Genomic DNA, 24441 nt, shown 5'->3' on the forward strand with positions numbered 1-24441 from the left:
ACCTAGAGGCCCCAGTCGGGGTTGAAGTGCAGGATCCACTTCCGGTGGAAGTTGGACTGCATGCGGATGGTGTACGTGGCCGTCAGCGGCAGGAAGTAGCGCTTGCCCACCAGGTCCGAGATGAGCGGGATGCTGCCCGTGGCCAGCCCCCAGAGGACCCACATCTCCGGGGCGTACACGGTGCTGTAGCCCCGCTCGTGGTCGATCTCCCGGGCCCGGCCCACGAGCCCGGACACGTTCGCCGTGCGGTTGAGCATGTTGCCCCGCAGCAGCGTGGGCCGATCAATGGCGCCGTAGAGCGCCGTCTGCGCGTTGGAGGCGTACCACGCGGTGAAGATGATCCAGTTGGCGAACGGGACCCGCATCTCGTACCAGTAGCGCAGGCGAATCGTGAGGCGCGTGGCCTTGCGGTACACCGTCTCCGAGTCGTCCGGCTCCGGCAGGTTGAAGAACTTGCGGATGTTGTCCTCGAGCTCGGGCACCTCGGGGAAGCTGGCGGCGCCGTCGAAGTCCAGCTCCTGCCAGTCCTTGCCCGGGCGCAGCTTCCAGATGCTGTCGATGGGCGTGAAGTAGGCCGGGTTGATGGTGTCCACCCGGATCATCCCGAACAGGTTCGCGCCGTTGAACGAGGCCGGCGGCCGCACCTTGGTGGCGTTCCACGCCAGGTTGCTCAGGGCCTCGTCATAGAGCTTGTGCGTGCCCCACGTCACCGCCAGCTTGTCCAGCGAGTCCGTGCGCCCCATCGTCGGCAGCAGCGCCACGATGGCCGCGTCGTGCATGCGCTCGTTGTTGCCATTCCACACGCTGCCAGCGCGCGCCGCCTGATACGCCGCGTACTCCGTCATCAGCTTCGCGTGCTGGATCATGGTCAGCTGGATGATGCCCAGCGCCATGAACACCATGAGCGGCATGATCAACGCCGCCTCGACAGCGACCTGACCCGACTCCCGACCTGACTCCCCAGAATCCATTTGGTCCATTATCGGAAATCGGGAGCACAGGTTTCATCGGTCAATTGGACCGGCGTTCTGGGCTTCCCTTCCGTCAGGACTGGAATCAGGGCCCTCATTGGCTGAGGGCGGAGTCCGGGGCCGACATCTTCTTCTCAGCGGGAGCCGCCTTCACGGGGCCCCGGGAGCCGGGCTTGGAGCTGTCTGCCTCCATGCCCTCCTTGCGCAGGCGGTTGCGGGCAAGCTGCGCGGCGCTGGAGTTGGGATCCTCCTCCAGCACCAAGGCGCAGGCCTCGAGCGCCTCCTGGCGGCGGCCAATGGCAAACTCGGCCTCACAGAGGCGGTTGAGCAGACCGAGCCGCTCCTTGCCTGTCACCGCCGCCAGCGCCTGACGCAGCAGTTGGGCCTCCAGCACCCGGTTCCCCGAGCGCTGCGCGTCCTGCGCCAGCTTGGACAGCTCGGCGGCAGAGGGCTCGGAAGAGTCTCCCCGAGGCTCGGCGCGAGCCCCGGACTTCGAGGGCTTCCGAGTGGCCTCGGTGGACACCGAGGGCATGGGCGCCGCAGCGGCCGTCGAAGGCGGAGGCGGAGGCGGAGGCGCGGACGGAGCAGAAGACGGCGCGCTCTGCTCGCGCTTCGCGGTGGACGTCTTGCCCCCGAACAGATCATCGAAGTCTTCGTTGGGAGCAGGGCTCGCGGTCTTGCCCGAAGCGCTTCCCCTGCTCCGGCCCTCTTTCACGCGGAGCGAGAGACGCGAGGGCTCATCCTGCTGCACCTGGGCCTCGCTCTCGGCGGCGAGTCCGTCCGCGGGAGCCTCCATCACGGGCGCCTGAGCCTGCGCGGGCGTGGACGGCTGCTGGGGCACGGCGGCGCCCGCAGAGGCCTCCTGCGGCGGAGACACCAGGATGGGCTTCGGCTTGGAGAACGCGCCCGACTGGGTCATCGCGTCGCGACGATCGTATTGATAGCGCTGCTTCAGAGCACTCTCCTCAGCGAGAGCCTCGCCGCTGGCCGCGTCATCGGCCGCCCGGGATTCATCCTGGGCATCTCGGGGGCCGAAGCCGGTGCCCACGTTGCTCCACTCGGAGCGCGAGCCCTTCGTGCCTGCCTCGAACGGCTTCTTCTCGAGAGCCACCTTCTCCTGCGGGGAGGGGTCCAGCTTCGCGGCCGGAGCGGGCGGCGGCGGGGTGATGCCCTGCAAGGCGTTGCTGCGCTCCTCGTCCTGAGAGTCGCCCGCGCCCAAAGAGCCCAGGGTGTTGTCCTTGTCCGCGGCCGTGGGCGGCACCATCTGGGCCTGAGGCGCGGCCTTCTGCATCGCGGACGACGGCAGCGCCACGGGAGTTCGCGGGGCGTTCGGCTCTCGGTACGACTCGTCCGGGCTGGGCGCAGCGCTGGGAAGAGGCAAGGCCTCGGCGCTCTTCTTCTGCACGCTCTGCGACGCGACCTCATCCTTGAGGTGCAGGTTCTGGTTCACCGTGACGGAGACGACGCCGAAGGCGCATACCGCGGCGACACCCATCACTGGCACCAGCCAGCGCCGCCACCACACCGGCTTCGGAGCAGGCCCCGCCGCCGCGTTGCGAGCGGCCTGCTGCGCGTAGGCGAGCAGGGACTCCAGGCCCGCGTCGGGAGCGGGCTCCATGGGCAGCTGCGCCATGGTGGCGCGCACACCGCCGATGCCCGCGAGCAGCTCGCTGCACCGGGTGCAGCCCTCGAGGTGGGACTGAACCGCCTGGGCCTCCTGGGGCGGTAGCTCGCCGTAAGCGAAGTCGAGGAGCCGGTCCTCGTGCGCGTGCAGGGCCTGGGGCTTCATCCCGCCACCGTCCTTCCGTCATCGGCGAGATCGCCATCCACGCCCAGTTCGGCCAGCCGCCGACGCAGGCCCTCCAGGGCGTAGCGCATCCGGCTCTTCACCGTGTTCTCGGGGACCCCCGTCACCTCGGCGATCTCCTTGAAGGCAATTCCACTGTACTCACGCAGGAGGAAGACCTCGCGCTGCTCTTCCGGGAGGCTGGCCAGGGCGCGCTCGATGAGGGGCCTCAAGCGGGCGTTGTAGGCACCGCGCTCCGGGCTGGCGCCGGTGTCCGGGAGTGACTCTCCCAGCGCCCGGCCCTCGTCGCCGCCGGCCCCATTGCCCGTGGGTGCCTCCAGGGAGGAGGCCTGCCGGTAGCTCTCTTTGCGCGCGCTGTCCACGCAGAGGTTCCTCGCAATCGTGTAAAGCCACGTCGTGAACTTGGCCTTGGCCTCGTACTCCCGTGCGCTGCGTACCACCTTCAGCCACGTCTCCTGCAGCACGTCCTCCGCCCGTGCCCGGTGCCCCGTGAAGCGGAGGATGAAGTTGAAGACCGGCGTCCGGTGCCGCTGCACCAGCTTCTCGAACGCACGGGCATCCCCCGCCTTGAAGGCGAGCATCAGCCCCTCGTCTGAGGTTTCCGGTCCCACCACTCCCCCATCACGAGGCCACGGGTCATCCCCGTCCCCCTCCCACCCTCGCCTTCAACGGGCGAGCACGCAGTTGGGTCTAGCCGGGGCGTGGCCTTCGGTAAGTGGCGAGAATGACAGGGACCGCGACGGCTGTCACGAGGGCGGCCTGGGCCAGCAGGACGGTGGGCAGGGGCCGCTGAAAGTGGACGTAAAGCGAGCGGCCAAGCGCCAGCCCCAGAAAAACCCCCGTGAACGTCCGCACAAAGTTGGAACCGCCCGCGGGCCGGAAGCGTCCGAGCGCCCAGTCCACGAGCGCCGGCAAGGTAAGGCCGAGCACCACCGGCACATCCCACTCCCACTGGAGGGGCGCCCGGAGGACGAACAGTCCCACGAGGGCGACGACCAGCACCGGGTAGGTGCCCAGGCAGCGGGCGCAGACACGCACCCCGCCGAGCACATAGGTGCGGTTGTACTCATCCTCCCGATGGTGGCTGAGCCAGAACACCTGGGTCTCCTCCGCTGTGCGGGGCCGGGGTTGGGGACTCCACAGTACCCCGGGCGTCGGGCTCCGCCAGGAAGCAGGCAGCGGTGTGGCCATTGCCCAGCGCATATAAAGGAGGTGTCTCGCGCCGGCAGCGGTCGAAGGCGTAGGGGCAGCGCGGATGGAAGGCGCACCCTGGCGGGGGAGCCAAAGGAGACGGAACATCGCCCTGGAGGATGATCCGCGTCTTCTTGTGCTCCGGATCCGGCACCGGCACGGCGGACAGCAGCGCCTGGGTGTACGGGTGGCGCGGGCGTCGGTACAGCTCGGCCGAGTCCGCCAGCTCGACGATCTTCCCCAGGTACATCACCGCCACGCGGGTGGAGATGTACTCGACGATCTTGAGGTCGTGCGCGATGAAGACGTAGGTGAGCTTCAGCTCTCGCTGCAGATCCACGAGCAGGTTGACGATCTGCGCCTGGATGGAGACATCGAGCGCGCTGATGGGCTCGTCGGCGATGACCAGGTCCGGCCGCATGGCGATGGAGCGCGCGATGCCGATGCGCTGGCGCTGGCCGCCGGAGAACTCGTGCGGATAGCGCTCCATGGCCTCTCGGGGCAGGCCCATCAGCTCCAGCAGGGCGAGCACCTTCTCCTCGCGCTCGCGGCCCCGGGCCAGCCCGTGGATGGCGAACGGCTCGCCGATGATGTCGCGCACCGTCATGCGCGGATTCAGCGAGGCGTACGGATCCTGGAAGATGAGCTGCATCCGGCGGCGCAGGGGACGCAGCTCTCGCTGGGAGAGGCCCGTGAGCTCGCGGCCCTCGAAGCGGATGGAGCCGGAGGTGGGATCAATGAGGCGCAGGAGCGTCCGGCCCAGGGTGCTCTTGCCGCAGCCACTCTCGCCCACCAGCCCGAGCGTCTCGCCGCGCATCACCTCGAAGCTCACCCCGTCCACGGCCTTCACGGTGCCGCGCACCCGGCCCAGCAGGCCACCGCGCACGGGGAAGTGCGTCTTGAGGTCCCTCACCTGGAGAAGGGGCTCGGTCATGGCACGGGCACCGGGTTGTGGCAGGCGGCGGACTGGCCGTCGCGCTTCGCCTCCAGCGGTGGATCCACCCGGGCGCAGACCTCGAGGGCGCGCTCGCAGCGGTCGCGGAAGCGGCATCCGGTCGGCAGGCGGCGCAGGCTCGGCACCATGCCGGGGATGGTCTTCAACCGCTCGCGCCCTTCCCCACTCTGCACCGCATGGAAGGACGGAATGGAGCGCAGCAAGCCCGCCGTGTACGGGTGCGCGGGCTGACGGAACAGCGTGCGCACCGAGGCCTGCTCCACCACGCGGCCGGCGTACATCACCACCACCGCGTCGCAGCTCTCGGCCACCACGCCCAGATCGTGGGTGATGAGCATCACGGCCATGCCACGCTCGGCCTGGAGCCGCTTGAGCAGGTCGAGGATCTGCGCCTGGATCGTCACGTCCAGCGCCGTGGTGGGCTCATCCGCGATGACCAGCTCCGGGTTGCACGCCAGAGCCATGGCGATCATCACCCGCTGGCGCATGCCGCCCGAGAGCTGGTGTGGATACGCGTCCACGCGCTGCTCGGGAGCGGGGATGCCCACCTGCCGCAGCATCTCCACGGCGCGCTCCTTCGCCTTCTTCCGATCGAGGCCCTGGTGCAGCCGGGCCACTTCGCCGATCTGCTCGCCCACCGTGTAGACGGGGTTCAGCGACGTCATCGGCTCCTGGAAGATCATCGAGAGGTGATGGCCGCGAATGCGGCGCATCTCCGGCTCGGAGAGCGCGAGCAGGTTCTTCCCCTTGAAGCGGATCTCCCCACCCACCACCCGGCCCGGAGGATCCGGCACCAGCCGCATGATGGAGAGCGCGGTGACGCTCTTGCCGCAGCCGCTCTCGCCCACCACTCCGAGCGTGCCCCCAGGAGGAATGGAGAACGAGACGTCGTCCACGGCGAGCACCGGTCCCCCCTCCAGGGAGAACCGGGTCTTCAGGCCGCGGACTTCGAGGAGGGGCTCGCTCATGGGCCCGCCATTCCGCTCACTTCTGGGAGAGCTCGTCCAGGAACTCCTCCTCCTGGATGACGCGCTTCTTGATGAGCAGCCGGACGAGCGCCGCCACCATCTGGGCGGGCATGATCTTCTGCATGGGCGCCAGCGGCTCTTCGCCGTGCGACAGGCGCTCGAGGTTGTCGAGCACCTGCAAATCCTCCTCCGAGAAGTTCGGCGGGAGGTTCGGATCGGGCGGCTTCACGTTCTTGGCCGCGCCGCCGAACATGATCACCGGCACCTTGGGCTTGTCCGGATCGGGCGGAGGCGGAGGCGGAGGCTGCGCCGCCGGGCGCTTCTTCGTCCCGAGCAGATCATCGATGAAGTCCGTGGCCGCTTCCTTGGGAGGAGGCGGCGGGGTGGCGGGCGCAGGCGTCAGGATGGGAGGCCGGGGCCGAGGCGTGGGCGGAGTGACTTCATCCTCCTCGTTGACGACGTGCCCCTGAAGGATCTGCGCGCCGCGCTCGATCTTCATGCCGCCGACGTCGTCCTCCTCTCCCAGCGGGACCGCCTGGACGATGTCGAGCTTCTCCCCTCGCGCCGCCATGATCGCCTGGTCGATGTCGTCCGAGGCGGCCACGTACACCTTCAGCGCCTTGTGGAGCTGGAAGCGCAGCTCATCGATGAGGGAGAGGTCCGCCGGATCCTCCACGGCCACGTGGAGCCGCTCGGTCTTGCCGTCGGTCTCGAGCTTGAAAGGGACGATGCGGTGCTCGGCCTGGAAGTCCACCGAGACGAGCGTGGCGATCCCGAGGGGGACCTCCGGCAGCTCCACGAAGGGCATGTCGAACTGCTGGGCCAGCACGCGCGCGAGCTGCTTGGGGGAGATCATCCCCATGGACACCATCACCGAGCCCAGCCGCGTCCCCTTGCCATACGAGCGCTTCTGGCCGAGCGCCGTGCGGAGCTGCGCCTCCGTGACGTAACCGGCCTGGACCAGCATCTCGCCAATCTTCTTGCGCATGACGGGATGTTACCGCTTGACCTTGGCGAGGTACTCCTCGCGAGTGAAGACGCCCTTCTCGATGAGAAGCTCCACCATGGCCTTGAGGGCGGCGACCTCTTTGCGCTGCACCTCCTCGACCGTCTTCAGCAGCTCGGCGGGACTACCACCCCCGCCCACCGAGGGCATGCCCCCCGTCGAAGGCCGAGCCGGAGCCGCCGCGGGCCGTGCCGGAGGAGGAGGAGGAGGAGCCGCAGCCGGAGCCGCCCCGGGTTGCGGCGCGTTGCGCATGTCCTTGACGACAGTCCGGCCCTGGGCGTCCAGCACCTTGAAGTTGGTGTCCGCCTCGCCCAGCTCCGCGTTCTCCTCATAGAGGCGCTGGTAGGCGCGGGCGATGGAGGTGCGGCCCGCCACGTTGGGAACGATGCGGCACTTGGTGATGGCGCGCAGTTCGTCCAGGTGGCGCACGTTGAGGGGGTCCGCCACGGCGACCACCAGCGTCTTGCCGTCGTCGCGCAGCTGCAGCGGCAGCACCGCGAAGTCGCGGGCCGTCTGCGAGGGAATCTTGGAGCGCACGTGCGGTGGAATTACCTGCACGGCGTCCAGGTTGACGGCGGGGATGTTGAGCTGCTTGGACAGCGCCCGGACGAGGATGTCCTCGGACACCATGCTCATGCGGACCAGGATCTCTCCCAGCTTGCCGCCCCACTTTGCCTGCTCCGCCAGAGCCGCCTTGAGCTGGCTCTCCTGGAGCACGTTCGCCTTGATCAGCAGTTCACCGAGCTTGATCTGTGCCATGTCGCATCCGGGGGGAAACCCGACTGTCCCCGTAAGGGGGCCATTTTAGACAGAGTTTGTCGTTTGGGGCGCATTTCCGGACGCCTTTTCAGGAGCCGGGCGGCCCAGGGGACGGGGAAGCAGGCGCGGGACTCACTTCCCGGCCCTTGGCGTCCACCTCCACCACGCGTGCGCCCTCGGGGGGAGCCAGCTCGTAGAGGGTCAGGTCCGGGGGGGCGTTCAGTGCCACATCGCTGTAGCGCAGCCGGAGTTCCGTCTCAGCCGCCTGGGCGATGAGCTTCACCTCCTTGGGGAAGAGCGCCGCGCCCTCCTGCTTGAAGTTGCCGAAGGCCAGATCGTACCCCGGCACGCCGCGGACCTCACTGCGTACCACCCGGTAGAACTTGGTGTGAACCTGGAGCGTCTGCGTCACCGAGCCCCGGAAGAGCTTGAGGACGTAGACGCCCTCGCCCCGGTCCAGCTCCAGCGTCTTGCGCTCGGCGGGGATGAACGGCACCTGCCCGAGCATCACGGCCACCAGTTCCTCGCTCGGCAGCACCACCGGCAGGAAGCGCGAGACGTTCTCCGGGCTCGCGGGGCCTTGATAGAAGGTGTTGCCCTCCGTCTGGTAGAGCCCGAAGCGTTGGCCGTCCGACACCAGCGCCGCCACGGGCCGGTTGAAGAAGTCGAAAGTCTCCATGTGGAGCAGCCCCGGGCGGGAGATGGCCAGGAACATGGAGAGGGTGCCGCTGCCCTGGGGGGTGCTCACGTGGAGCTTGGCGTCTCCCTGGATGGTGATGAGGTTGGCCTGAGCCTGGCTCACCAGGCTGAAGAGCTTCTCCGGGTCATCAATGGGGCCCTCGGGGCCGAATTCGATGCGGTGAGGACAGCCTGAACAGACGACTGCCAGGAAGATTGCTGCGGCCAGGCGGTTCATGGCGTAAGTCTCGGCTTTGCTGAGCTTCCTGGCCACCATTCCATGAGCTTGAACGAACTTCTCCACTATCTGCGCCTGGGCGGGGTCACCCTCGCCATCCTCTTGCTGGCCTCCGTGGTGGCGCTGGGGGTGGCCATCGAGCGCCTCATCGCCTTGTGGGGGGTGAGCGAGCGCTCCCGGACCCTGGGCGAGACGGTCCACAAACACCTGCTGCGCGGGGATGTGGCCGCGGCCCGGACGGCCTCGGAGCGCTCGGACGCGGTGGTGGCGGACATCTTCCTGGCCGGCTTCGACCGGATGGAGCGCGCGAGGGCCAACGGGGGCAGCGGTGTGGAGTCCGCGGTGGAGCGAGAGCGGGCCCAGGTGGGCCTGAAGCTGCGGCGCAACCTGTGGATCCTGGCGACCATCGGCTCGATTACGCCGTTCGTAGGCCTGTTCGGCACGGTGGCGGGCATCATGCGGTCCTTCAAGGACCTGGGCATCGACGTGGAGTCGGGCGGCACGGGCGGCACGGCGACGGTGATGACGGGCATCTCCGAGGCGCTGGTGGCCACGGCGGTGGGCATCCTCGTGGCGGTACAGGCGATGGTCTTCTACAACTACTTCCAGGCGCGGCTGTCGCGGGTGTTCGTGGAGCTGCGGCTGCTGGGGGACGAGTTCGTGGAGCTCCTGAAGGAGCGCCCGGCCTCGCCCGTACCCGCTCCTGCCCCCTCCCCTTCCGAGCCCGCCGTCCGCGGCGACGCCCCTCACGCCTGAGCCGAGGTTCCTCCGATGGCCATGGGAAAGACCCCAGGGAACCGGGACGACGAGGGCGATGAGGGTGTCTTCGCGGAGATCAACATCACTCCGCTCACGGACATCTTCCTGGTGCTGCTCATCATCTTCATGGTGACGAGCACCGTGATCGTCCAGCAGGGCCCTGGCGGCGGCGCGAAGGCGGGCCTGAAGGTGAACCTGCCCAAGGGCGGCGCCACGGATGTCACGGCGCGGTCTACGGATCTCTCGGTGGCCGTGCTGGCGGATGGACGGTACGTGCTGAGCGGGAACGTCGTCACCACGGACGAGCTGAAGGCGGCGTTCGACAAGGCGAGGACGGAGAACCCGGAGACGCTGGTCATCGTCCAGGCGGACGAGGGCGTGCCACACGGCACCGTGGTCCAGGTGATGGAGCTGGCCAAGAAGGCAGGCTTGGCACAGCTGGCCATCGGCGTGCGCGACGGCGAGTAGTCCCTGCACACGCTCACTGCAGGGTCACGTTCGCAGCGGCCTGGGTGGCCGGGGCGGAGTTGACCGGCATCTCCGCGTCCTTGAAGCCCTCCTTGCGGACGCGGACCTTGTACTCGCCCTTGTCCACGCTCTTGAAGCGATACTGGCCGGTCTCGTTGCTCCGGGTGGACTGGACGATGCGGCCCTTCTCGTCCACCAGCTCGACCACGGCGTTGGAGGCCTGCTGGCCATTGCCCAGCGCGAGCCCGCCCGCCACCTCGCCATACTGGGCGTACTGGCTCTCCGGTGTGTCGTGCGTGAACAGCAGGCGCTCCTGCTGCAACACCGCGCCCTTCTCGTCCACGAAGGAGAACTCGGCGAAGTAACGGCCCGTGCGGAACGGCTTGCCGTCCTGGCCCTTGCCGCCGAAGGTGAACGTCATCGGTCCCTGGGCGCTCGGCCGCGTCTCCTGGAACATCTGGGTGCCAGGCTGCGGCTGGCCGTCCTTCATGTCTGCGATGCGCACGCGCAGTTCCACCCGGCCGGAACGCTCCTTCGGGGCGATGTTGCGCGCGGCCAGCTCCGTCCCACTGCTGGTGAAGCGCGAGCCCAGCGAGGTGAGGAACACGTTGCCCGCGTACACCTCCAGCCGCCGCCGGCTCACCTGCCCCTGGGTGTTGGTGGCCACCACGTCCACGGTGTGCTTGCCGTCGCTCAGGCCCTTCGTGTCCCAGGTGTAGCTGAGCTTGCCGCCCTGCGCCTTCTGCGCGGAGCGATCATCGATGAGCAGTTCCACCTTCTGGATGCCCTTGCCCGTGTTGTCGCGGGCATCCACCTGGATCGTCTGAGAGGGAGCGACGTGCTCGCCGTCCCGGAGGCCACTCACGGCCACGCTCACCACATCCACGGAGACGAGCCCGAGCACTGCCCACAGCGCCTCGGCCTTGCCGCTGCCCGCCGCGCCCCAGCCTCCGTCCTTCTGCTGATGGGACACCAACCAGCGGATGCCGCGAGACACGGGGGTGTCCTCCTCGGTGAAGCCCGCCTGCCGGAGCGCATACACGGTCTGCCCCGTGGCGAACGGATCCGAGGTGCCAGCCGAGAAGCCCCAGCCCCCATCCTTCTGCTGGAGCGAGACGAGGTAGCGCGCCACCTTCCCCGCGACATCCTCCGAGCGGCTCGCGCCCGCGGCGGTGAGCCCCAGCAGAGCGTAGTTCACGTCTTGCAGATAAATGCCCTCGGGCTTGCCCTCCCACGAGGCCGCCTTCTGGGCGATGAACTCCTCCGCCCTGCGGATGGGCGCCAGCCACGCATCATCCGCCGTGCGCGCATAGGCCTGCCGCCAGGTCTGCATGGCCTGATAGGTGGCCTGCATGAGGCCTGCGGTCACCGGGCGCGACTCGTGATCACCCTGCACCGAGCCATCCTTCTGCTGGTACTCCAAGAGGGTCCGCGCCAGCTTGAGCAGGTCGTCGCGCAGCTTGGAGTCCACGTACTGGTCATAGCGGGCAAAGGCCACGCCACCGAAGGTGCGCGCAGTGCGCGGGAAGAGGCTCTGGCTCAGGCCGCCTGCGGTGCGCGCTCCGCCCTGCGAGTGAAGGACGCCCTCCAGGATGATGCCCAGCTCCTTCTGGGGGACGTTGTATTGGTTCTGCTTGCCCACCGCGAGGCCCTCCAGGGTCACCGCCTGGACGTGGCAGCCGTAGCACTGGTGTTGCTGCTGCCATGCGGCGGTCGAGCGCGCCAGGAAGGTGATGCCACGCTGGGCGGCCTCGCGAACCTTGGGGTCGCCCTGGGCTGCCAAGGCAGGTAGGGCGAAGAGAAGAGACACGACCAGGGTAAGCCGGGACGACGGCATGGAGACCTCGCGGGGGTTGGCGCCCCTGGAACGCGCGAGGTTCCCAAAGGTTTTATTCTCGCATCACGAGACTGCAGCAGGTGACCGCGCCTTCGGCCTTCTGCAGCTCCGACACATCCACGGGGGTGACGGAGATCCCCGCGTCCTCGAGCCGCCGCTGCGTGCGCGGGAAACAAGCCGGATATACCACCCCTCCCCCGAGCCACAGTGCATTGGCGGCGTGCTCCTCGCCCGGATCGGCTTCGATCAGGCGGAAGCTCGCGAACGCAGCGGAATCCACCCACGCCGGCTGCACCAGCAGCGTGTCATCCGCGACCTGGGTGACCGCGGACTTCAGGTGCAGACAGCCACGGATGGGCACGGATTGCACCGAGTACCCGAACTCGGCGGTATGAGCGCGCAGCTGGGCGATCCCCACCGGGTTGCTGCGCGCCGACTGGCCGACATACAGCGAGCGGCCCACGCGCAGCACATCGCCACCATCCAGCGTGCCCGGCGCTTCGAGTGTGCGCAGCGGGCGATGGCGCGCCAGCACCTCCGCCACCGAAGAGACCTCCGCGCGGCGTGACTCCGCACCCGGCCGCGTCAGGATCGCGACCTCATCCAACACCACCGCCACGTCCTCGACGAAGACGGCATCGGGCAAGGCGTCCTCAGCCGGGAGCGCCAGCACTTGGCACCCGAGCGACTCGAGCGCCTTCCGGTAGGCCTCATGCTGCGTGGCGGCCACGGAGACATCGATCGCACTGCGCTGCACGAATGACAGCTCGCAGCCTCCGAGACTGGAACTCACATCACGGGTGATCGCAATGAGCTTGGGACCTGGCATGGTGCCTCACGCCGGCTTCCGGCCCGAGCTGATGGGCACGTGCCACACCGCGTACTGGGGCGGAGTCTCGATCGCCGAGACCATGGTGTTGAAGTCGGCGGTGACCTCGGACTGGGAGCGACCACTGGCCTCGGCCAGAGGCTTCACATAGCCATCCCTCCAGGCCTTGAGGATGCCAGCGAAGGTGGCTCGCGGCACGCGCAGCGTGTCCACGGTCACGTAATCCATCGCGATGTCGAGGTATCCGAATCGATCCAGCAAAGGAGGCGAATGGCGGCCGATGCGGACATCGCAGCCGATGCGGCCTCCGAAAGGAACCAAGTGCGTGTTCCAGAACCGGTCCGGATCGAAGGATCCCCCGGGCGGAGCAGGCATGTGCAACATGCCGTAGTCCTCGGACAGCAGGTGCAGCCATCCACCAGGCTTGAGCACGCGGGTGATCTCGGCCAGCACCTGAGGGAAGTCGGGCACCGCCTGAGACACGTGCCGACACACCACGAGCTCGAAGCTGGAATCCGGGTGCTTCAGCGCGAAGGCATCGCCCTGCTCGTAGCGAATGCGCCCACCGAACACGTCCCCCTGACGAGCGATCGCGAGGTTCGACTCCAAGATGTCGATGCCAATCAGGCGCGCCTGCGGATAGCGGGAGGCCAGCCGCCGGGTGATCTCGCCGGTGCCACAGCCGAGATCGAGGATGCTCAGCGGGCCCGACAGGCCATAGCGATCGAAGAGGCGCTGTTCCTGCGGCCAGATGGCCCCGGCTTGATGAGCGAGGGTGCGCGTCATCGACTCGTCGCCCATCTGCTCGGCCTGCGGATTGCGATCATTCTCCATGCAGAATGTCCTTCTATGGCCTGTTCCGGTGCTCTTGAGCGCACCTACTTGGCGTCATCTTCGTCGGTTCCGGGGTCAGGGGCTTCACGCTCGAGTTGCTCGGCGATGGTCCTCACCTGCATCTCCGCCGCTTGGATCTTCCCGCGGCAAAGTGTCACGAGCTCGGCGGCTTCCTTCACCAGCCCGGAGAGCGCGTCGACGTCGACCTCGCCTTCCTCGATCTCCCGCAGGATCGCCTCCAGACGTGACGCAGCCTCACCATAGGAAGGCTCGCTCGTCGACCGCTTCTGCTTCGCCATGTCCCCGCCAGGAGCCTTCTTCATCGAGTGCTTGGACTTTGCCATACGCCTATTTCTTTTCCGGTCCTTCCGAGCGAAGCCTCAACGCGCCCAGCTTCAACTCGGCCGAGAGCGTGGTTCCGCTGGGAGCATGTGCTGGATCCTTGAGGACCGCCCCCGTCTCCGTGCGCAAGATGGCATACCCGCGCTCCACCACGCGCCGTGGATCCAGGAGGAGCAGGAGCCGCCCGCGCGCTTCGACGCGCTCGCTTTCGCGCACGAGGTGCCTGGAGGCGCTCCGGCCCAGCCGAGAAGCGATCTCGTCGACTCGACGCGACGCGGAGGAGAGGTCGCGCCCCGCGCCCAGGTGGAGCCGCCGAGCCGCATCCTGAAGAGTCCGAGTGCTCTGCTCGAGCAAGTCATTGGCCACGAGTGGGATCTGGCGGGCCTGCTCCTCGAGTTCCGACGAGGTGCCCTCGAGGATTTCCCTGGCGTGCTCGAGAATCCTTTCCAGGCGCGATTCGATCACCTCCCGGGCCTCCAGGACGCGCTCGACGAGCAGGCCGGCCGCCGCTGTTGGGGTCTTGGCTCTCCAGCCCACGAAGTCGAGCAGAGACATGTCCCGCTCATGGCCGATTCCCACCACGACCGGAATGGGGAATGTCGCGATCGCCCGGGCGATGGCCTCCGAGTCGAACCAGGCGAGATCCGTCCGCGAGCCGCCCCCCCGGCAGATGAGCAGAACATCGAACTCCCCGGCATGGGCTCGGAACCAGTCCAGCGCATTCAGGACCGAGGGCTCCGTCTGTCGTCCCTGGACACGCGCGCCATGAACCATGACATCAAAGGCGAGCCCAGACTCTTCCAGCGTACGCAGCACGTCATGGTAGGCATCCGAGTTCAGGCTCGTCACGAGGCCCACACGCATGGGCAGCAGTGGAAAGGGCAACGCGCGGTTCCGCTCGAGGAGTCCCTCCTCGGCAAGTCGTCGGCGAAGCTCCTCTTGTCGCCGGGCGGCCTCTCCCAGCGTGTAGTTCAGGTCGAGATCCTCGATCACGAACTGGTACGAGCCCCATGGGACGTAGAGATCGACGCGCCCACACACCCTGATCTGGATTTCGTCCTCGAGTTGAAAGGGCGCTCCCGCCTGGGCGAGCCGGTCCTCCAGCTCTCGCAGCGTGCGCCCGAAAAGGACCGCCTTGAGCCTGGAGGACTCCTTTCCCCACGCATCTCGCTCGACGAGCTCGAAGCCGACGACGCTCCTGTGCCGGGCCTTGTTGAACCCGGAGATCTCCCCCACGAGCCACAGGGAGTTCGGAAATGCCCTTTGGATCGCCCCTTGGACCTTCTCATTGAGCTGAGAGACGGTGAGGTCGGTCGCCGCTCCCAGCTGCCTCGGTGAAGCACCAGGCTCGCGCCCATTCGTGTCGAGGGCGAGCTCACCGCCGCGTTCACGATACAGGCGCCGCGTGTTCTCGCAGAAGTCGAAACCCTCTGCGTGCAGTTGGTCCACCACCGCCACCACGTTCTTCTCGGGAACCGACCAGTATTTTTCGGTGCCGTTCCAGTGGCGGGAAGGGAGCGCTTTGACGACGTCCACGAGCCTGCGATCGAAAGGGAAGCGGATCTGGAGCGTCCCGAGACTGTCGTTGGTGACCCGCCGACTCATCAGGTCACCTTACCACCGTCCAAACGCTTCAGTCCCCGCATTGCCGGGCTCGGCTCCCCGCCGTCTCCCTTGCTCAGTAGGCGAGCCCCTCGTACTTATAGGAGAGCTGAGCGAAGCCCATGATGCCACCCGGCGGCGAGCCCAGCTGATCCACGCCGTGGTCATTGAGGACGTTGAGCACGTTGGCGCTCACCGCAAGGCCATTGGAGAAGGTGTAACCGGCCGAGACGTCCGCCACGAAGCGCGCCGGCACCTTACCCTCCTGCACCAGCAGGGCGCTGTCCCACCGGCCCGACCGGAACTCGAAGGCGTCCTGGTACCGGCCGAAGACGCGCACGAACGAGTTCTGCACCCACAGGTTCTGCACCGTGACGGTGGCCTTGAACTTCAGATCCGGCACGTTCAGCAGCAGCGCCGGCTGGCCCGAGCTTCCAGTGCTGAACTTGATCAGCTTCATGTACGAGGCGCTGCCGCTGAGCGTGACGTTCGGGTTGAGCTGGTACTCGAGCCCGACGTCCGTCCCCGCCACGCGTGAACGGCCGAAGTTCGCATAGGTGGAGAGCGTCCCCTCCACCGGAGTCCCCGCCGCCACCGGCGTGCCGTCCGGGAAGAAGGCGAAGGTGCCGTTGGCGGGGTTGGCTCGCGACGTCAACGCGCTGATGAAGTTCCGGTACCACGAGTGGTACGCCACCACGTCCACCAGGAGCCGATCCGCGAACGTCGCCTTGTAGCCGACCTCCACCGAGTCCACGCTCTCGGGCACCAGCGGCGCGATCTCCGAGACGACATTCCCCTCTGCATCCTTGATGATGAAGCCCGTGCGGTTGCCCACCAGTGTGTTGCTGATGAGCAGGTAGTTCTCGAGGATGGTGGGGCTCTTGAACGCGCGGTTGTAGCCCAGGCGCACGTGCTGGTTGCGCTCCGGGCTGTAGACCACGGCGGCCTTCGGACTGAACTGCGCCGAGTAGTTGGAGTGCGTATCCACCCGCGCCGCGGCCACCAGCCGCAACCGGTCGCGCAGCAGCGAGTAGTCCCCCTGCAGGTAGCCGCCGAACTCGGTGGCGTTCAGCGTCTTGCCATCGACGTCGGCCAGGTACGTGCCCTTGGAGCTGGGGTTGTAGTACCGGAGCTGCACGCCGGTGATGAGCTTCAGCCCGCCGAACGCGTTCTGGTACTGCACCTCCGAGTCGATGAGCTGACTCTGGTCGACGAACTTGATCTGCTCCTTGATCTCATCCAACGAGGACACGTCCTCCGGCGCCCCGCCGTTGTTCTGCACGACGCTCGCCAGCCGGTCCATCTGGTACGTGCCGCCCGCGTTGCTGTAGGTGCGAGACACCTGCACGAACCAGTTCGGGTGGCTGGCCGAGATCGTCTGCTGGTGCACCTGCCACCCGCGCAGCTGGTTCCGTCCCGAGTTGGTGAGCGACATCCCATCCGTCAGCGAGAAGCCGTAGCCCGCCTTGAAGTTCCAGTCGCCCCGCCGGAGGTACGCGTAGGCCTCCGCCTTGGCGGAGAGCACGTCGTAGTTCTCGATCATATCGCCCTCGAACACGAGCGGCTTTGAGGCGGCCCCGTAGTAGTGCGTCGGCAGGTTCCGGTCCGGCGAGAAGTCCCGGCCGCGGACGAACTGACCGTTGATCTTGTAGCCGAAGTCCTGCTTAGCGGTGCCCGCCACGCGCCCGGACACGTCCACGAGCTGCTGCGAGCCGCCGCGCAGCACCACCGAGGCGCCCGACTCATCCCAGGGCGTCTTCGTCAGCACGTTGATTACCCCCGCGTGGGCGTTGGCACCATAGAGCGCAGACGCCGGGCCAATCACCGCCTCCACCGACTTGACGTCGATGTTCGGGGTCGGCAGCTGGGCGTTCAGCGGCAGGCCGTTGCCGGGCAGCTGCGCCAGCCGGCCATCCACCATGGTGATCATCCGCGAGTTGAACTGCGTGTTGAAACCGCGCGTGGAGACACGCTTCTCGTTCAAGCCCGTGTCCGCGTAGTCGATGCCCTTCACGGACGAGAGCGCCGCCATGTACGAGGTACCGCCGGTCATCTGCAGCGTCTTCGAGGAGACAGACTCCACGGTGACGGGGGACTCGAGCCGCTTCTCCCCGAACTTGGAGCCCGTCACGACGATCTCTTCACCGAACTGCTCGTCCAGCTGCAGGTCCGCCTCCAGCGAGGTCGTCTTTCCCGCGATCACCTCCACCTGCTGGGTGAAGTCCTTGTAGCCAGGGAAGGAGATCTTCAGCTCATGCTTCGCGGCCGGAACGTTGTTCAGCTCGAACTTCCCATCGGCGTTCGTGGTGGCCGACAACACCGTACCCACCACCGCCACCTGGGCTTCTGGCAGCGGCTCATTCCCACCGACGTAGACCGTGCCTCGAATCGTGCCGCCCTCCTGCGCCCAGGCAGCCGCGGCCACCAGCCACAGTGAAACAGCAAGTCCCCAACGCATTGCGTTACGCATGTAGACCCCCTCCGACACGTTCATCCGACCTGAAGGATGATTCATGTTTCAGCGCGGCGAGTAGCATTCACTTTCTGTTACTGTCAATGCGCGCTGGGTCAAAACGTGGCCCGGTACGTCCCCTCCCGGAGCCCAACCCATGGCGTCTTTCGCCCACGTGAATGGCCTGCGGCTGCACTACCTCGATCATGCCGGGGGCGAGCCGCTCCTGGTGCTCATGCACGGGCTGTCGGCCAACGCCCACTGCTTCGATGGGCTCGTCCGAGCGGGCCTGAGCCCCCGCTACCGGGTGATCTCGGTGGACCTGCGGGGGCGAGGCCTCAGCGACAAGCCCGCGAGCGGCTATTCCATGGCCGACCACGCCGCGGACATCCTCGGGCTGCTGGACACGCTGGGCACCGGGCCGGTGGTGCTCGGGGGGCACTCCTTCGGCGGGCTGCTCACGTTCTACATCGCCGCGCACTGGCCGGAGCGAGTCTCCCGCATGCTCATCTTCGATGCGGGCTCCATGCACCCGCGGGTGCGCGAGCTGCTCAAGCCTTCGCTGGCCCGGCTGGGAAAGCTCCTCCCCTCGGTGGACGCGTACCTCAACGCGGCGCGGCTCGCTCCGTACCTCAACGGCCTGTGGGACGAATCCGCGGAGGCGTATTTCCGCGCGGATGTGCAGGCGAATCCGGATGGCACCGCGCAGTCCCGCTCCTCGCCCGAGGCCATTACCGAGGCCATGGAGCGCGTCCTCTCCGAGCCCTGGTCCGAATATCTGCCCCGCGCCCGTGCCCCCGCCCTCCTCCTCAACGCCGTCGAGGGCTTTGGCCCCCCGGGCACGCCCCCCATCGTCCCGCCCGAGCTGGCACAGGAGACAGCCCGCGCCCTGCCCCATTGCCGCTACCTCGTGGTGCCTGGCAACCACACCACCATGCTCTTCGGAGGCAACGCCAGCCACACGGTGAAGGCCATCACGGACTTCCTGTCCACCTGAGGGAGGGCCTGCCACAAAAGCCAAGGGCCTGGCTGGAACATGTCCAGGCCAGGCCCCAGGGACTTCAAGAAGGCTCGGCAGACCGGCTCAGCTCTCCGGGAAGGCCGTCCACCCGTCCAGCCAGTTGACGTCGCCCACCGCGCCCCGGAAGGTGGCGCTGGCGTCGAAGAAGCCATCCGCCGGCGGAGCGCCGCCCACGAGGGCCGCGTCCGGCTTGAAGTTCGGAGCCGTGTTGGCCTTGTAGAGGGCCTTGGTCAGCTTCGGATCCTCCACCCTGTTGCTGGCCTCAGCCTCCGTGCCGAACTTCGTCCACTCGCTGAAGTCGCTGCCGTCGCTGCTGGACTTCACGAAGAAGGTGCTGGAGTCGTACGCCACCTTGGAGGACCAGAAGCTGGCGTTCTTCACCGACAAGGTGCCCGCGTTGGCCTGCGCGATGGACTCCGGGCCCGCGACGTCGAAGGCGAAGTCATTGAAGTAGGTGATGATGGCGTTGTTGATGCTGCCCGCAGTGCCCACGCGGAGGATGGCTCCGCCCTGCGTCTGCGCCGCGTTGCCCTTGGGCAGGTCCGAGCCCACCAGCGTCACGTTCCACAGGGTGGGGTTGGAGCGCGGCAGCGCGTTCGGAGAGGACGCGCTGTTGTCCGCCTCGATGCCGTGGTTGCCCACCAGCCGGTTCTGCTGGACGACCACGAACTGGGCCTTGCCCGTCCAGCCCTGATCCCAGTCCAGGCCGTCGTCGTCCGGCAGGGTGATGACGATGTGCTTGAGGTTGGCGGTACCGCCGAACATCTCCACCCCGTCATCCAGACCGCGGTGCACCTGCACGTAGTCGATAACCGTCGCGCTGCCGCAGCCGCCCAGCGTCAGGCCGTTCAGCTCGTTGTTGCCGCCCAGGCGGAAGCCAGCGAACTCGATGCGGGTGTACTTGAGGGTGCCGCAGTTGTGCGACGCATCCTCGCCGCCGTACTGAGTGTCCACGCTCTCCGGGTAGCCCTCGATGTTGTCCACGCCGCCCTGCACGTTGATGGGCGCCTTGCCCAGCAGGACGAGGCCACCCCAGTTGCCCGCCTGGCGCGAGCCCGGATCGATCACACTGGTGAACACGATGGGCGCCGCCGCCGTGCCCTGCGCGTCGATCTTCGCGCTGCTCGTGATGGCCAGCGAGGTGTTGTAGTTGCCCTTGATCACCGTGCCCGCCTCGATCTTCAGCGTGGCGTCCTTCACGAAGACGTTCGCCTTGAGGACGTAGGTGTGATCCTTCGTCCACGTGGTGCCGGAGGTGATGTTCTGGGTGACTTCGCAGACCTCCTGGCCTGCCTCGCACTTGTCGCCCTGGGCTGTGTTGGGGTCATCGGCCGGCTTCTCGTCATCACCACAGGCGGTGAGCACCGACAGGGCGCACACGCAGGCCCAAGTCCACACTGATCTCATGACGGCTCCATCGAAAGGGTACTGCGGGGTTGAAGGGATTAGAGGGGGCTCCACTCCACCTGCGCCGTGGCCGTGAGGCCGGGCCGGTAGCGGAACACGTCCGTGCCGAGCTGCCGGAAGACCGCCGCCTGGTTGAGCAGGTTGGTCCCCGTCAGCTTCAGGCGAAGCTGCTGCGACAGTTGCTGGGTGAGCGCCAGGTCCACGCGGTGGAACGGCTGCTCGTAGGTGTCCGGCAACCGGTTGAAGCCCACCTCGGAGATGCGGCGCCCGAACACGTTATAGAGCACCGACACCTCAGTGCCCGAGCTCTCCCGGGTATAGGAGACGTTCACGTTGGCCACGTAGGGAGACTGGCCTTGCAGCGGGCGGCTCTCGCTCGTGCTGATCTGCTGGTTGCTGCCCAGGTTCACTCGCGAGGCGATCAGGCTCAGGTTGGCGCCGACCCGCAGGGGGCTCAGCACCGGGCTCACGCGCCCGAGCGAGGCGCGGCCCTCGAGCTCGAGGCCCAGCGCGTCCGCGCCGTCCGCGTTGCGATAGCCCACGTCTCCCTGGATGGAGCTCACCACCACCTGCTCGATGGGATCGATGAAGTGCTTGTAGAAGCCCCCCACCGAGAAGACCTCGCTCTCCGTGGGGAACCACTCCCAGCGGAGGTCGGCATTGTGGATGCGCGAGGAGACCAGGTCTGGGTTGCCGCTCACGCTGCGGCGCCGGATGGCGTCGTAATAGAGGAAGGGCGCGATCTCGCGGAACTGCGGCCGGGCCACCGTGAAGCTGTAGCCCGCGCGCAGATTCGCCTTGTCCGTCAGCCCATAGACCAGGTTCAGCGCGGGCAACGGGTTGACGGTGGTGCGATCCGTGGACTCGGGCGCTTGCCCCTGAGCAAAGGGGCTCCCTGAATCCACCTGCTGCGAGAACACCTCGACGCGCACCCCCGCCACGGCGCGCAGGCGCTCGGCCAGAGGCAGCTCCGCGCTGGCGAAGCCCGCGTAGAGGGACTGGAAGCCGTCATACCGATCCGTGAGGAAGGTGCGCTCCTCGGCCAGGAACGAGGGGCCCAGGTTCTCCGCCGAGAACATCTCCTCGGCCGGCAGCGACAGGAGCGCGGGGTCCTCCCCGACGAACAGGAAGGCGAAGCGCCGCGCGTCGAAGCGCCGTTGAGACAGCTGTGCCGAGGCGCCCGTGGTGAACTCCACGCGCCCCACCGGCACGCGCAGCGAGACGCTGGCGCCTCCGCTCGTGTCGCTGAGGGTGGAGAAGAACCGCTCACCGCTGTTGGCCGCCTGGCGGAAGCGCCGCACACCGTCATCCTCCAGGTACAGCAGGTCGCGCGTGTCGGGCTCCTCGGCGTGGGTCACGGACACGTTCCCCTGCCACCGCAACACCGCGCCCTCCGTGCCGAAGCGGTGCGTGCCTCGGAGCTGGTTGAAGCTGAGCATGCGCTGGGCGAACTTCAGGCGCGTGGCGTCGAAGTTGGCCCCATCCGTGTCGGAGAAGCCGCTGAGGTATTGCGCCGAGTCCTCCGTGGACCGGCTGAAGAGCGCCAGGAGGCTCACGTCATTCAGCGCGTCCCACTGGTAGCCCGCGTTGAGGAGCGCTCCCAGGTTCGTGTTCGTCGCCCCGAACTCCGAGCGGTAGAGGTCCTTGGGAATCAGCTCCTGCTCGTCAATGCGGAAGGTCTGCACGTCAGCGTTCGTCGCCGCCGCGCTCCGAGAGAACGTCGCGCTGGCCAGATAGCCGAAGGCCCGCCCCCCACCCCACTGGTGGGTGTTGCCCACCGAGACGCTCAGGCCGCCGTTGGGCAGGCCGCCGGACCTGCGGCTGCTCCAGACGTTGGAGAAGCTCTCGCTCACCTCCTCGGCCTGGGAATCCCGCGTGGTGAGCGCCCGGTCTTCGGGGACGCTCTCGGGCAGCCCGCGGCTGCCGTCGTCGATGCCCAGCCCGTCCAGGCTCCCGCCCTCATAGCTGCGGCGCGAGTGGAAGGTGGACTCACTGTTGACGCCCAGCGACAGCTTCACCTGCGCCTGGAAGGTGGCGGGATAGGAGTTGGTCTCGATGCCCAGCACGCCGCCCGCGAAGGCACCGCCCAGCTCCGCCGAGTAGGTCTTCTGCACCGTGAGCGTGGACAGGAGCGCGTTGGGGAAGAGGTCCAGCGGCGCCTGATGGCCATCCGGATCCGTGCTCGGCAGGCTGACCCCGTTGACGACGGTGGCGGCGTAGCGCCCGCCCAGGCCCCGCAGGAAGACGTTGCGCCCCACCACCGTGGCCGACGTCACGCGCTTGACCGCGTCCCCGGCGTTCGAGTCCGGCGAGCGGGAGATCTGCTCGCTGCCGATCGAGTCCTGCACCGTGTTCGCCATCTTCCGCTGGAGCAGCAGCCCGCTCTCGCTCTGGGTGTCCACCGTCCCGATGACGACGACCTCTTCGACGAACGAGCCCTCCACCGGCTTGAGCGCGAGATCTCGCTGCAGGAAGCCGTCCGCCACCTTCACGCCCTTCACGTCCACGCCCTCGTACTGGTCGCACCAGAAGCGCACGTCATAGGTGCCAGGCGGCAGGGACAGCTCGTAGTTCCCCTCCAGATCCGTCTCCACGAACGTGTTGCCGCCGGAGATCACCGAGACCGGGCACACCAGCAGCGGCTCGCCCGTCTTGGCATCCGTGAGCCGCCCTCGAAGCCCCGCCCCCGCCTGAGCGAAGGCGGTACCACTGACGGCGGCCAAAACCACTGCAAACGCGGAGCGACTCATGGGCCCTCGAGATTCCTTGGGGGAGAAATTCGGGGCACCTTCTACGCGCTCAATATTGCAACTCCGTCACTGCTCCTGGCCAAGTGCGTGAAGTGACGGTGACGAATCCCGGGAGGCCCTCCCCTCTGGCACCCGAAGCTTTGTTCCGGGGATGCAACTTTTTCCGGGTTCAGGCGATAATTACCGCACCATGAAGACCTCCCGGACTGATCCGCGCCCTGCCCCACTCCGCACCGACGTCGCTCGCGAGGCTCCCCAGGCCACGCCTCGCAACGAGCTCAAGTCCCAGACCCCGGCGGCGCGCCGTCCGGCCGAGACAGCCTCCTTCTTCGACACGAAGGCCCGCGCGCCCAGCACGGAGACCCTGGGTGGCGCCGCGATGGCGCTCCAGCCCTCGCGCGTGGCTCCGGGCAGCTACCCCAACGTCTCGGACGTGAACGCCATCGCCAGCATGAAGGATCCGGTGGCGCGCAACCTGGCCATCACCCAGGGCTACCACGACATCTCCAACGCCATGGGAGACCTGCTGGGCAAAGAGAACGCCAACTGGGCCACCTTCGGCACGTGGGCCTCGAAGCAGGCGGGCGCCAGCATCCGCCAGGAGGACCTGCCCAAGTTCTTCATGGACGCCATCAAGGGCTCCGGCGCCGTGGGCGAGAAGCTGTCCAAGATGGACGATGTGCTGCGCAAGCTCGGCCTGCCCGCACTGCCCCTGGGTGACATCGCCGCGGGCGCCCAGGACGCGCTCAACAAGGTCAGCAGCGCCATCGCGGAGGGCAACCAGTTCGTCTTCCGGGAGATTGGCTCGGAGATGGCGCGCTTCGTCGACACCTTCAAGGACGCCCCGCACTACGACCAGGCCCAGGTGAACAAGTTCCTGGACAGCATCCCCTCCGACAAACCCCTCCTCAAGGAGGCCTTCGCCGCCTACGCCAAGGCTCAGTTCGAGCAGGATCCGAACAAGAAGGCCGAGCTGATGCTCCTGGGCAACAACAAGATCGGCCTGCACGAGCAGACGCAGCTCACCCCCTACATCGAGCGCGCGCTGAACGCTCCGGTGAAGGAGACCTTCAAGAAGATCCTCGACCAGACCATCGACGCGGGCATCAAGGCCCTGCCCTTCCCGCTGGAGCAGGGCGCCAAGCTGCTCAAGAAGACGGGCATCGTGGACGCGGCCGCGGACGCGCTCGTGGACACCCTGGCCGGCGCCTTCCGCCGCTTCTCGACCGAGCACATGATGAAGCTGGCCGTCCCCGGTGGCGCGCTGAAGATCGGCAACGATCTGCCGCCCCCCGCCGGCTACGAGAAGGACCTCTTCCCGCCCAACCTGCGCTCCATCGAGAACCCCGAGCTGCGTGACGTGCTCGCCCAGCTGGATCGCTCCCCGGACAGCCTCAAGAACACCGGCGCCAAGGACTGGAGCAAGCTGGATCAGCGGATGAACTACATCATCGACCTGTTCCGCTCGCGTCAGTCCGACCCGCACCTCTTCGATCCGCCCTTCGGCCGCGCGGGCCGCTACCCCGTGGCCACCTCCCAGCCGCGCGTCAGCTAAGTACCGGAATTC

At 67.5% G+C, this 24441-nt stretch carries 21 protein-coding genes; 4 read left to right on the forward strand and 17 right to left on the reverse strand.

Annotated elements, in window-relative coordinates:
- Nucleotides 1–2 precede the first annotated feature (2 nt).
- The 9 genes from DB31_RS25570 to DB31_RS25610 form a co-directional block, all read right to left on the reverse strand.
- Nucleotides 3–980, reverse strand: a complete 978-nt coding sequence (locus DB31_RS25570; protein WP_338034313.1) for a TadE/TadG family type IV pilus assembly protein — start codon at nt 978–980, stop codon at nt 3–5.
- Between the two features lie 85 nt (nt 981–1065).
- Nucleotides 1066–2760 carry a zf-HC2 domain-containing protein gene (locus DB31_RS45170; RefSeq protein WP_052420230.1) on the reverse strand — a complete coding sequence of 565 codons (1695 nt, stop codon included), beginning with the start codon at nt 2758–2760 and terminating at the stop codon, nt 1066–1068.
- Complete coding sequence (locus tag DB31_RS25580) at nt 2757–3392, reverse strand: RNA polymerase sigma factor (RefSeq protein ID WP_044192273.1); 636 nt, start codon at nt 3390–3392, stop codon at nt 2757–2759. The genes DB31_RS45170 and DB31_RS25580 overlap by 4 nt, the downstream gene beginning before the upstream one ends.
- 76 nt (nt 3393–3468) lie before the next feature.
- The gene (locus DB31_RS25585; protein WP_044192275.1) at nt 3469–3876 is read right to left on the reverse strand and encodes a DUF2085 domain-containing protein; all 408 of its coding nucleotides are present in this window, start codon (nt 3874–3876) and stop codon (nt 3469–3471) included.
- Nucleotides 3845–4903 (reverse strand): ABC transporter ATP-binding protein, encoded by a 1059-nt coding sequence (locus DB31_RS25590; protein WP_044192278.1) that lies wholly within the window; start codon nt 4901–4903, stop codon nt 3845–3847. Before DB31_RS25590 ends, DB31_RS25585 begins: the two co-directional genes overlap by 32 nt.
- Nucleotides 4900–5892: an ABC transporter ATP-binding protein gene (locus tag DB31_RS25595; RefSeq protein ID WP_044192280.1), complete on the reverse strand. Its 993-nt coding sequence runs from the start codon at nt 5890–5892 to the stop codon at nt 4900–4902. The genes DB31_RS25590 and DB31_RS25595 overlap by 4 nt, the downstream gene beginning before the upstream one ends.
- 16 nt (nt 5893–5908) lie before the next feature.
- Nucleotides 5909–6880 carry a cyclic di-GMP-binding domain-containing protein, MshE-related gene (locus DB31_RS25600; protein WP_044192283.1) on the reverse strand — a complete coding sequence of 324 codons (972 nt, stop codon included), beginning with the start codon at nt 6878–6880 and terminating at the stop codon, nt 5909–5911.
- Nucleotides 6881–6889: 9 nt separating this feature from the next.
- Nucleotides 6890–7657, reverse strand: a complete 768-nt coding sequence (locus tag DB31_RS25605) for a cyclic di-GMP-binding domain-containing protein, MshE-related (RefSeq protein WP_044192286.1) — start codon at nt 7655–7657, stop codon at nt 6890–6892.
- Nucleotides 7658–7745: 88 nt separating this feature from the next.
- Nucleotides 7746–8573, reverse strand: coding sequence for a DUF4292 domain-containing protein (locus DB31_RS25610; protein WP_044192573.1), 828 nt, complete (start codon nt 8571–8573; stop codon nt 7746–7748).
- A 42-nt stretch (nt 8574–8615) separates the two neighbouring features.
- On the opposite strand from DB31_RS25610, the gene DB31_RS25615 reads away from it, so the two are divergent.
- Complete coding sequence (locus DB31_RS25615) at nt 8616–9329, forward strand: MotA/TolQ/ExbB proton channel family protein (protein ID WP_044192287.1); 714 nt, start codon at nt 8616–8618, stop codon at nt 9327–9329.
- A gap of 15 nt (nt 9330–9344) precedes the next feature.
- Nucleotides 9345–9800, forward strand: a complete 456-nt coding sequence (locus tag DB31_RS25620) for an ExbD/TolR family protein (RefSeq protein ID WP_044192288.1) — start codon at nt 9345–9347, stop codon at nt 9798–9800.
- Nucleotides 9801–9813: 13 nt separating this feature from the next.
- On the opposite strand, the gene DB31_RS25625 is transcribed toward DB31_RS25620, so the two are convergent.
- The 6 genes from DB31_RS25625 to DB31_RS25650 all read right to left on the reverse strand — a co-directional run bounded on the left by DB31_RS25625 (nt 9814) and on the right by DB31_RS25650 (nt 17714).
- On the reverse strand, nt 9814–11637 hold the full coding sequence (locus DB31_RS25625; RefSeq protein WP_044192290.1) for a carboxypeptidase regulatory-like domain-containing protein: 1824 nt from the start codon (nt 11635–11637) through the stop codon (nt 9814–9816).
- A 52-nt stretch (nt 11638–11689) separates the two neighbouring features.
- Nucleotides 11690–12466, reverse strand: a complete 777-nt coding sequence (locus tag DB31_RS25630; RefSeq protein WP_052420231.1) for a dimethylarginine dimethylaminohydrolase family protein — start codon at nt 12464–12466, stop codon at nt 11690–11692.
- Nucleotides 12467–12472: 6 nt separating this feature from the next.
- Nucleotides 12473–13300 (reverse strand): class I SAM-dependent methyltransferase, encoded by an 828-nt coding sequence (locus DB31_RS25635; protein ID WP_044192293.1) that lies wholly within the window; start codon nt 13298–13300, stop codon nt 12473–12475.
- A 44-nt stretch (nt 13301–13344) separates the two neighbouring features.
- Complete coding sequence (xseB, locus tag DB31_RS25640; RefSeq protein WP_205628564.1) at nt 13345–13644, reverse strand: exodeoxyribonuclease VII small subunit; 300 nt, start codon at nt 13642–13644, stop codon at nt 13345–13347.
- A gap of 4 nt (nt 13645–13648) precedes the next feature.
- A complete protein-coding gene (gene xseA / locus DB31_RS25645) occupies nt 13649–15247 on the reverse strand; it encodes an exodeoxyribonuclease VII large subunit (protein ID WP_044192295.1) in 1599 nt (532 codons plus the stop codon).
- 73 nt (nt 15248–15320) lie between these two features.
- On the reverse strand, nt 15321–17714 hold the full coding sequence (locus DB31_RS25650; RefSeq protein ID WP_169787096.1) for a TonB-dependent receptor: 2394 nt from the start codon (nt 17712–17714) through the stop codon (nt 15321–15323).
- Nucleotides 17715–17853: 139 nt separating this feature from the next.
- Here DB31_RS25650 and DB31_RS25655 point away from each other — a divergent pair, with 139 nt between their 5' ends.
- The gene (locus tag DB31_RS25655; RefSeq protein WP_044192302.1) at nt 17854–18693 is read left to right on the forward strand and encodes an alpha/beta fold hydrolase; all 840 of its coding nucleotides are present in this window, start codon (nt 17854–17856) and stop codon (nt 18691–18693) included.
- Nucleotides 18694–18780: 87 nt separating this feature from the next.
- Here DB31_RS25655 and DB31_RS25660 read toward each other — a convergent pair whose 3' ends face one another.
- The gene (locus DB31_RS25660) at nt 18781–20124 is read right to left on the reverse strand and encodes a hypothetical protein (protein WP_044192304.1); all 1344 of its coding nucleotides are present in this window, start codon (nt 20122–20124) and stop codon (nt 18781–18783) included.
- Nucleotides 20125–20162: 38 nt separating this feature from the next.
- Entirely contained in the window at nt 20163–22874 is a 2712-nt protein-coding gene (locus DB31_RS25665; RefSeq protein WP_044192306.1) for a TonB-dependent receptor domain-containing protein, read from the reverse strand.
- A 190-nt stretch (nt 22875–23064) separates the two neighbouring features.
- Here DB31_RS25665 and DB31_RS25670 point away from each other — a divergent pair, with 190 nt between their 5' ends.
- Complete coding sequence (locus DB31_RS25670; protein WP_044192310.1) at nt 23065–24429, forward strand: hypothetical protein; 1365 nt, start codon at nt 23065–23067, stop codon at nt 24427–24429.
- Nucleotides 24430–24441 lie beyond the last annotated feature (12 nt).

Source organism: Hyalangium minutum, from assembly GCF_000737315.1.
In the GTDB taxonomy this organism is placed as follows: Bacteria; Myxococcota; Myxococcia; order Myxococcales; family Myxococcaceae; genus Hyalangium; species Hyalangium minutum.

Excerpts from the sequence above, each read along its gene's own strand:
- DB31_RS25570 (WP_338034313.1), bottom strand. The coding sequence starts at position 980 with ATGGACCAAATGGATTCTGGGGAGTCAGGTCGGGAGTCGGGTCAGGTC.
- DB31_RS45170 (WP_052420230.1), bottom strand. The coding sequence starts at position 2,760 with ATGAAGCCCCAGGCCCTGCACGCGCACGAGGACCGGCTCCTCGACTTC.
- DB31_RS25590 (WP_044192278.1), bottom strand. The coding sequence starts at position 4,903 with ATGACCGAGCCCCTTCTCCAGGTGAGGGACCTCAAGACGCACTTCCCC.
- DB31_RS25595 (WP_044192280.1), bottom strand. The coding sequence starts at position 5,892 with ATGAGCGAGCCCCTCCTCGAAGTCCGCGGCCTGAAGACCCGGTTCTCC.
- DB31_RS25600 (WP_044192283.1), bottom strand. The coding sequence starts at position 6,880 with ATGCGCAAGAAGATTGGCGAGATGCTGGTCCAGGCCGGTTACGTCACG.
- DB31_RS25605 (WP_044192286.1), bottom strand. The coding sequence starts at position 7,657 with ATGGCACAGATCAAGCTCGGTGAACTGCTGATCAAGGCGAACGTGCTC.
- DB31_RS25610 (WP_044192573.1), bottom strand. The coding sequence starts at position 8,573 with ATGAACCGCCTGGCCGCAGCAATCTTCCTGGCAGTCGTCTGTTCAGGC.
- DB31_RS25615 (WP_044192287.1), top strand. The coding sequence starts at position 8,616 with ATGAGCTTGAACGAACTTCTCCACTATCTGCGCCTGGGCGGGGTCACC.
- DB31_RS25620 (WP_044192288.1), top strand. The coding sequence starts at position 9,345 with ATGGCCATGGGAAAGACCCCAGGGAACCGGGACGACGAGGGCGATGAG.
- DB31_RS25625 (WP_044192290.1), bottom strand. The coding sequence starts at position 11,637 with ATGCCGTCGTCCCGGCTTACCCTGGTCGTGTCTCTTCTCTTCGCCCTA.
- DB31_RS25630 (WP_052420231.1), bottom strand. The coding sequence starts at position 12,466 with ATGCCAGGTCCCAAGCTCATTGCGATCACCCGTGATGTGAGTTCCAGT.
- DB31_RS25635 (WP_044192293.1), bottom strand. The coding sequence starts at position 13,300 with ATGGAGAATGATCGCAATCCGCAGGCCGAGCAGATGGGCGACGAGTCG.
- xseB (WP_205628564.1), bottom strand. The coding sequence starts at position 13,644 with ATGGCAAAGTCCAAGCACTCGATGAAGAAGGCTCCTGGCGGGGACATG.
- xseA (WP_044192295.1), bottom strand. The coding sequence starts at position 15,247 with ATGAGTCGGCGGGTCACCAACGACAGTCTCGGGACGCTCCAGATCCGC.
- DB31_RS25650 (WP_169787096.1), bottom strand. The coding sequence starts at position 17,714 with ATGCGTAACGCAATGCGTTGGGGACTTGCTGTTTCACTGTGGCTGGTG.
- DB31_RS25655 (WP_044192302.1), top strand. The coding sequence starts at position 17,854 with ATGGCGTCTTTCGCCCACGTGAATGGCCTGCGGCTGCACTACCTCGAT.
- DB31_RS25660 (WP_044192304.1), bottom strand. The coding sequence starts at position 20,124 with ATGAGATCAGTGTGGACTTGGGCCTGCGTGTGCGCCCTGTCGGTGCTC.
- DB31_RS25665 (WP_044192306.1), bottom strand. The coding sequence starts at position 22,874 with ATGAGTCGCTCCGCGTTTGCAGTGGTTTTGGCCGCCGTCAGTGGTACC.
- DB31_RS25670 (WP_044192310.1), top strand. The coding sequence starts at position 23,065 with ATGAAGACCTCCCGGACTGATCCGCGCCCTGCCCCACTCCGCACCGAC.